General features: G+C 69.9%; 11 protein-coding genes. 3 read left to right on the top strand and 8 right to left on the bottom strand.

Translation table 11 applies throughout. From position 1 onward, the window contains the following. The 7 genes from AC3XYG_RS35620 to AC3XYG_RS35590 all read right to left on the bottom strand — a co-directional run. On the bottom strand, nt 1–305 hold a 305-nt coding region (locus AC3XYG_RS35620), incomplete at its 3' end, for a metal ABC transporter permease (RefSeq protein ID WP_489144633.1). After that, the gene (locus AC3XYG_RS35615; protein WP_489144632.1) at nt 302–1,066 is read right to left on the bottom strand and encodes a metal ABC transporter ATP-binding protein; all 765 of its coding nucleotides are present in this window, start codon (nt 1,064–1,066) and stop codon (nt 302–304) included. The genes AC3XYG_RS35620 and AC3XYG_RS35615, both read right to left, overlap by 4 nt. After that, nucleotides 1,063–1,236: a hypothetical protein gene (locus AC3XYG_RS35610; RefSeq protein WP_489144631.1), complete on the bottom strand. Its 174-nt coding sequence runs from the start codon at nt 1,234–1,236 to the stop codon at nt 1,063–1,065. The genes AC3XYG_RS35615 and AC3XYG_RS35610 overlap by 4 nt, the downstream gene beginning before the upstream one ends. Nucleotides 1,237–1,408: 172 nt before the next feature. Further along, the gene (locus tag AC3XYG_RS35605) at nt 1,409–1,816 is read right to left on the bottom strand and encodes a GFA family protein (protein WP_489144630.1); all 408 of its coding nucleotides are present in this window, start codon (nt 1,814–1,816) and stop codon (nt 1,409–1,411) included. Nucleotides 1,817–1,858: 42 nt separating this feature from the next. Further along, on the bottom strand, nt 1,859–2,173 hold the full coding sequence (locus tag AC3XYG_RS35600) for a hypothetical protein (protein ID WP_489144629.1): 315 nt from the start codon (nt 2,171–2,173) through the stop codon (nt 1,859–1,861). Further along, nucleotides 2,170–3,201, bottom strand: coding sequence for a WD40 repeat domain-containing protein (locus AC3XYG_RS35595; protein WP_489144628.1), 1,032 nt, complete (start codon nt 3,199–3,201; stop codon nt 2,170–2,172). Before AC3XYG_RS35595 ends, AC3XYG_RS35600 begins: the two co-directional genes overlap by 4 nt. Next, complete coding sequence (locus AC3XYG_RS35590; RefSeq protein WP_489144627.1) at nt 3,198–4,163, bottom strand: CobW family GTP-binding protein; 966 nt, start codon at nt 4,161–4,163, stop codon at nt 3,198–3,200. The genes AC3XYG_RS35595 and AC3XYG_RS35590 overlap by 4 nt, the downstream gene beginning before the upstream one ends. Before the next feature lie 241 nt (nt 4,164–4,404). Between AC3XYG_RS35590 and bla the strand changes: the two genes are divergently transcribed. Then, entirely contained in the window at nt 4,405–5,193 is a 789-nt protein-coding gene (gene bla / locus AC3XYG_RS35585) for a subclass B1 metallo-beta-lactamase (RefSeq protein ID WP_489144626.1), read from the top strand. Nucleotides 5,194–5,212: 19 nt separating this feature from the next. Here the strand turns inward: bla and AC3XYG_RS35580 are convergent, their stop codons facing one another. After that, nucleotides 5,213–5,716, bottom strand: a complete 504-nt coding sequence (locus tag AC3XYG_RS35580; protein WP_489144625.1) for a Fur family transcriptional regulator — start codon at nt 5,714–5,716, stop codon at nt 5,213–5,215. A gap of 302 nt (nt 5,717–6,018) precedes the next feature. On the opposite strand from AC3XYG_RS35580, the gene AC3XYG_RS35575 reads away from it, so the two are divergent. Continuing rightward, entirely contained in the window at nt 6,019–6,483 is a 465-nt protein-coding gene (locus AC3XYG_RS35575; RefSeq protein WP_489144624.1) for an Hsp20 family protein, read from the top strand. 22 nt (nt 6,484–6,505) lie between these two features. Continuing rightward, on the top strand, nt 6,506–6,687 hold a 182-nt coding region (locus AC3XYG_RS35570), incomplete at its 3' end, for a DUF1150 family protein (RefSeq protein ID WP_489144623.1).

Genomic DNA, 6,687 nt, shown 5'->3' with positions numbered 1-6,687 from the left:
GCGGCGTCCTCGCGCAGCGCCGTGACCCGGGTGACGGCGCCGGCCATCAGCGCCACCAGCAGGCCGGCGACCAGCCCGCCCAGCCCCATCGCCCACAGCGACAGGCCGGAGATCAGGAAGCCGACCGCGGCACCCGGCAGCACCGCATGCGACATGGCATCGCCCACCAGGCTCATCCGCCGCAGCACCAGCAGCACGCCGACCGGGCCGCAGCCCAGCGCCAGGGCAAAGCAGGCCACCAGCGCCCGCTGCATGAAGGCATAGTCGACAAAGGGCCGGACCAGGAAATCCCAGACGGCGATCATGCCGCGTTCCGTTCGCAGGCTTCGCCGCGGTCGGACCAGGCCTCGGCCATCGCCCGGGCGCGCAGCAGGTTCTCGGCGCACAGCACGTCGCCGGTCGGGCCCCAGCCGATCGGGTCGCGGGCCAGCAGCAGCGTGTGCGGGCAGAATTCGCGCACCTGGTCCAGATCGTGCAGCACCGTGATGACGGTGCGGCCCTCGCCATGCCAGCGCCGCACCACGTCGACCAGGTCGAGCGTGGTCTTGGAATCGAGCGCGGTGAACGGTTCGTCCAGCATGATCACCCGCCCGTTCTGCAGCAGCAGCCGGGCGAACAGGACGCGCTGGAACTGGCCGGCGGACAGGCTGCCGATCGGCCGCCGCTCGAACCCGCCGAGGCCGACCGCCTCCAGCGCCTCTTCGGCGCGATGCCGCAGCGCCTTGGACACGCCACCGAACAGGCCGGTCTCGGCCCAGCCACCCAGCAGCACGGTGTCGGCCACCGAGATCGGGAAGCTGCGGTCGATTTCCGCCAGCTGCGGCAGGTAGGCGATGTCGCGCCGGCGCAGCGCACCGCGGTCGACATGGCCGGACAGCGGCGACAGCAGCCCCGCGATGGTCTTGAGCAGGGTCGACTTGCCGGCGCCGTTCGGCCCGACGATGGCGGTCAGCGTGCCCGGCTCGAAGCTGCCATTCACATGGTGCACGGCCGGGTGGCGCTCATAGCCGGCGGTCAGGTTGGCGAGGCGGATGCGGCCGGCGACCGAGGCCGGGATCATGTTCATGGCGTCGCCCCCAGCCAGCCCATCGCCCAGGCCACGGCGACCCACAGCACGGCGATCAGGCCGAAGGCCACGGCCAAGCGCCAGCCGACCGGCGCGGCCAGGGCGGACGGGCCGATCTGGCCGGCCCGACGGGCGGATTGCGGCGCGTGATGATGGTGCGAGATGGTCATGGGTTGGCCGGTACCGTGCAGAAGCTGCGGCACCATAGCGCCCGGGCGGCGCGGCACCATTGACGTTAACGTATAACATCTTTGCACGATCGCAAAGCGCCAGCCCGATGGATATCGACCAAGGGAGGAGGCCCAATCGCAGGGTTCGCAGTCGTGGCCCCGGCCGGTGGCATCAGTCCGCGGATTTGCCGGGCAGGTCCTCGATATGATGAATCCAGGGGAGCGCCGAATGGCACCAGGCCTGCCGTTTCGGCACCAGTTGCCCACGCTGGCGGATGCTGCCCCAGCGGATGCCCCACGTCTCGGCATCGGTCCCCTCGCCTGTGACGAAAAGCGGCGAGCCGCATTCCGGGCAGAAGTATTGCAGCCGACGACGACCGCTCTCCCCGACCTTGATATAGATCTTCGGCTCATGCGCGGTCAGCCGGATGCGGTCGCGTGAAGCGGTCACCGTGACCCGAAAGGGCGAACCGGTCAGCACCTGGCAATCGGTGCAGTGGCAGATCCCCACGCGCTCCGGGTCGATCTCCGCCTCGTAGGCGACATGGCCGCAATGGCAGCGGCCGTCGATCCGCATCATGGCGCGCCCCGTCCTGCATCTCGAACCGGTCAGCAGCGTAGCTCATCGCCGGCCGGACTGCAGCCGGTGCAGCACCAGGCGCTTCAATGAAGGCGGGATGTGACCTGGCGACGACCAGTCGACGGCTAGGCCGAGGGCCGCGCATTCGGCAGCGATCTGCCGGCCGTTCTCGTAGCGCAGCTGGCCGAGGCGTGGCAGGGCATCGGCCCGGCGGTGATCGAAGGGCCGGCCGGACTGGGCCTCGCGGAAGCCATGATGGAAATCCGGATGGGCGAGGACGCGCCGCGCCTCCGGCCAATGCCGCGCCCGCCGGGTGGCGATGTCGGACATACCGGGCAGGACAGACGTCCGGGTCATGGCTGCAGATCGACCAGGGTGGCCCGGCCGCCGGTGTCGCCGGCCGCCAGCCAGCGTCCGTCGGGCGAGAAGGCCAGGGCCTCGATCGCGGCGCCGTTCGGGCGCAGCACGGGCACATAGCTGCCGCCATCCAGCGGCATCAACGCGACGAAGCCGTCCTTGGCGCCGGCGGCCACCACCGGCAGCTGCGGATGGGTGGCGACGCGTGTGATCGGCACGCCACGGGCCCAGCCGCTTTCGCTCGCGGTGCCGCCCATCGGCCCGTTCCGCCCGGCGAAGCGCCAGGCCACCACGCCATCGGAGCCGGAGGTCACCAACACGCGGCCGCCATCGGCCCAGGCCAGCGACCGCGGCTTGGCCCTGTACCCCGGCATCTGCATATGCACGCCGTCGGACAGGCGCCAGGCGTGCAGCGCCTTGTCCTGCATTGCCGAGACGATGAAGCGCGACCGCGGATGCCAGGTGACGCCGAGATGCGATCCGTCCCAGCCGTAAAGCTTGGCGGGCCAGGCCCGCTTTCGCGGCGACCAGACCGTGACGCCGCCGTAATGCGCCGCGGCGATCCGCCGGCCCCGCGGGTCGAAGGCGGCGCCGTCGATCCCGGCCGGGGCTTCCAGCCGCGTGACCCGCGCGCCCTCGGCATCGAACACCAGGACCTCCCGCCCCGAGACGCAGAGACGGCGGCCGGTCTCCGGTGCCGCGTCGATCGCGGAGATCCACCGCCCGGGCAGTGCGGTGATAACGGTCACCGTTCCCGCCGGGTCGGTGCCGACGAAACGGCCATCGTCGCCACCGCTGAGGAAGCCGCCGGCGACATCCGGCCCCAGCGCCAAGCTGGCACCGCGATGCGCCGGCACCGCAAGCACTTCATCCGGCGCCATGGGATCGACCAGCCGGATGATGCCGTCGCCGAGGCCGAAGGCCAGGTGGCCCGCGGCGTCGAAGGCGGCGGAGACCACCGGCGCCGGCCAAGCCCAGATCGTGCCCTTTTCCTCGGCCAAGGCGCGGGGCGGCAGCAGCAGGCTCATCGCGCCACGCAATCCTCGAAGCTGGCGCGCAGCGACGCGGCGTCGAGATTGCGGCCGATCAGCACCAGCCGGCTGTCGCGCGCCTGGCCCGGCCGCCAGGCCGGGGCGAAATCGCCCTCCTGCAGCATGTGCACGCCCTGGAACACGAAGGGCCGGTCCTCGCCGGCAAAGGCCAGGATGCCCTTGCTGCGCAGGATGTCGGCACCGCGGATCGCCAGCAGCATGCCGATCCAGTCGACGAAGCGGCGGCCGTCGAGCGGCTGGTCGAGCCGGAACGACACGCTGGCGACACCCTGGTCGTGCTCGTGATGATGATGGTGGCTGTCGAGCAGGTCCGGGTCGAGCGCCACCAGCCGGTCGAGATCGAAGGCACCGCTGCCGAGCACGGTGCCGAGATCGACGTCGCAGCGCCGGGTCCGCAGCAGCCGCGCCATCGGGTTGATGCTGCGGATCCGCGCCTCCACCACCGCCAGGTCGGTGGCGTCGACCAGGTCGGTCTTGTTCAGCAGGATGGTGTCGGCGAAGGCCACCTGCTCCTCCGCCTCGTCGCTGTCACCCAGCCGGGCCTCGATGTGGCGGGCATCGACCACGGTGACGATCGAATCGAGGGCCGTGCGCTCGCGCACCTCGTCATCGGCCAGGAAGGTCTGGGCCACGGGGGCCGGATCGGCCAGGCCGGTGGTCTCGATCAGGATGCCGTCGAAACTGCCCGCCCGCTTCATCAGCCCGCCGATGATCCGGATCAGGTCCCCGCGCACGGAACAGCAGAGGCAGCCATTGTTCATGGCAAACACCTCCTCATCCGCGCCGACGACGAGATCGCCGTCGATGCCGATCTCGCCGAATTCATTGACGATCACGGCATAGCGCTTGCCATGCGCCTCGGAGAGGATGCGGTTCAGCAGCGTGGTCTTGCCGGCGCCGAGGTAGCCGGTCAGGACGGTGACGGGGATGCGGGACATGGCGGGCTTCCGGCGATCTGCGGATTCCAAGGCGGATTAATCGTTATTATATAACATAATAAGAAGACGCAAGCCCGTCGCCGGCAAGCCTGTCGCCATGCGGCCGGTCGGATGCTATTGGACTCGTCCCCGACCGCCGGTTCGATCCCGGCCCCGGCATCCCCGCCCCAGAATCGCCCCGATTCTTCGCGAGGCACGATGTCGGGCGACCGACTCAGCCGCCGCGAAACCGAGGATCGACATGCCTGTTGCCGCCCCATCCCGCCGTGCTTTCCTGTCGGGCTGCGCTGCCCTGCTGCCGCTGGCCCTGGCCCGGCCGGTGTGGGCGGAGGGCGAGGACACGCCGCCGCCGCTGGGCTTCCGCGAGCTGGGCGACGGTGTCTGGCTGCACACCAGCTGGGGCAAATTCCCGCAGGGCTGGGTCGCCGCCAACGGCCTGGTCGTGGTCGGGCCGGACGACGTGCTGCTGGTCGACACCGCCTGGACCCCGGCCCAGACGGTGGTGCTGCTGGACCAGGTGGCGAAGGTCGCCCCGAACCGGCCGGTGAACCTGCTGGTGACCCACGCCCATGACGACCGCCTGGCCGGCCTGGCCGCGGTCCACGCCCGCGGCGGCTGGTCCCTGGCGCGGGACGAGACGGTGAAGGAGGCCGAGGCCGACGGTGCCGGTACGATCCAGCGGTCGTGGACCGGCGAATCGACCACCATCACCGCCGGCGGCCGGCCGGTGGAGCTGTTCTATCCCGGGCCGGCGCACACCAAGGACAACACCGTCGCCTTCCTGCCGGATGTCGCGCTGCTGTTCGGCGGCTGCGTGATCCGGGCGGCGGACGATGGCAACCTGGGCAATGTCGCCGATGCCGATATCTGCCGCTGGCCGCAATCGATCGAGGCGGTGATCGTGCGCTACGGCAAGATGGCCAAGACCGTGGTGCCGGGCCATGGCGACATCGGCGACGCCAGCCTGCTGACCCACACCCGCGACCTGGCGAAGGCCGAGGCGGCGAAGAGTTGCGGTCCGGCCGGCTGACGGCCGGGCGACGAGTCGATCAGTCCGCTGCCACGGCCGCCAGCCGGGCGACGCAATCCTGGCAGCGGCCGAGGATCTCGATGGTCCGGCTGTCGGCGACGAAGCCGATCCGGCCGGTCCAGGCGCCGATCAACTGGTCGACCGCGGGGTCGGTGATCTCCTCCACCCGGCCGCATTCGCGGCAGATGGCGAATTGCGCGGGATGATGGTGCGGATGATCCGCCCCGCCGCACACGACATAGGCGTTGAGGGATTCGATCCGGTGCACCAGGCCGCGGTCGAGCAGCCCCTTCAGCGCCCGGTACACCACCGGCGGCGCGGTGATGCCGTCATCCTTCATCTCGCGCAGGATGTCATAGGCGCTGGACGGCTCGGTGCTTGCCCGCACCAGGTCCAGCACCCGCTGCTGCCAATGCGACAGCCCCTCGCGCGGCGGCCGGCCCCGCCGGGTCGTGGCCTTGGGGACCCCCGGCTTGGTGGCTGTCGTCCCGGATGCCGTGGCGGCCTTGCTGTTCGACGCCATCGGCACGTCTTCCAACCGTTGTGTCATGCCTGATAGATAGCATGCGCACGGAGGGCCGCCAAACGCACGCACGGCAGGCATCCGGAAAATCGGGGCCGCAGACCCCATATCTAGCGGCTGGAACACCCCATCCAAACCACCGGGCGGGCCGCGCCCCAAACGCGATCTTGAAACCGACCGGTAACCCCCCATTTCCTTAAGACAGAGGGATGCCATGTGGTCCCTCTTCCACCAGGCGCCGGGCAACCGGGCCACCCCAGCCGGGGGTTCCCCGGCAGCTCGCTCGTCAGGAGGAGTAAACCATGACGCGGGTTTCGCTGTTCAACAGCCCGCTCCTGCTCGGTTTCGAGCAGTTCGAGCGGACGCTCGACCGGATCGGCAAGGTGCCGAACGACGGGTATCCGCCCTATAACATCGAACAGATCGGCGAAGACCAGCTGCGCATCACGCTTGCGGTTGCCGGCTTCAGCGATGCCGACCTGTCGGTCCAGATCGAGGACAACCAGCTGGTGGTCCGCGGGAAGCAGACCGACGACAAGGAGCGCATCTTCCTGCATCGCGGCATCGCCGCCCGCCAGTTCCAGCGCGCCTTCGTGCTGGCGGAGGGCATCGAGGTGACCGGGGCCTCGCTCGACAACGGGCTCCTGCATGTCGAGCTGCGCCGGCCGCTGCCGGAAACCAAAGTGCGGACGATCGCGATCACACCCGCAGCGTCCAAGGCCAATGGCAAGACCACGATCGACGTCGCTTCGGGCGTCGAAGGGTGAAGCCGAACCGTAACTCTTGGTGATGACCATGCACACCAACGCCATTCCCGCTTTCTCTCAGATGTCGCCGACCGATTTCGCGGCGATCGGCCTGAACCAGATCGCCTTCGTCAAGGCGACGGTGGTCGAGGGCCAGCCCGTCTTCGCCGTACACGGCGCCGACGGCACCCCGCTGACCGTGGTCAAGGACCGCGACCTCGCCTT

The sequence above is a fragment of the Inquilinus sp. genome (assembly GCF_057815775.1).
The sequence above is the reverse complement of the archived record's forward strand: the minus strand, read 5'-3'. Positions and strand labels throughout refer to the sequence as shown.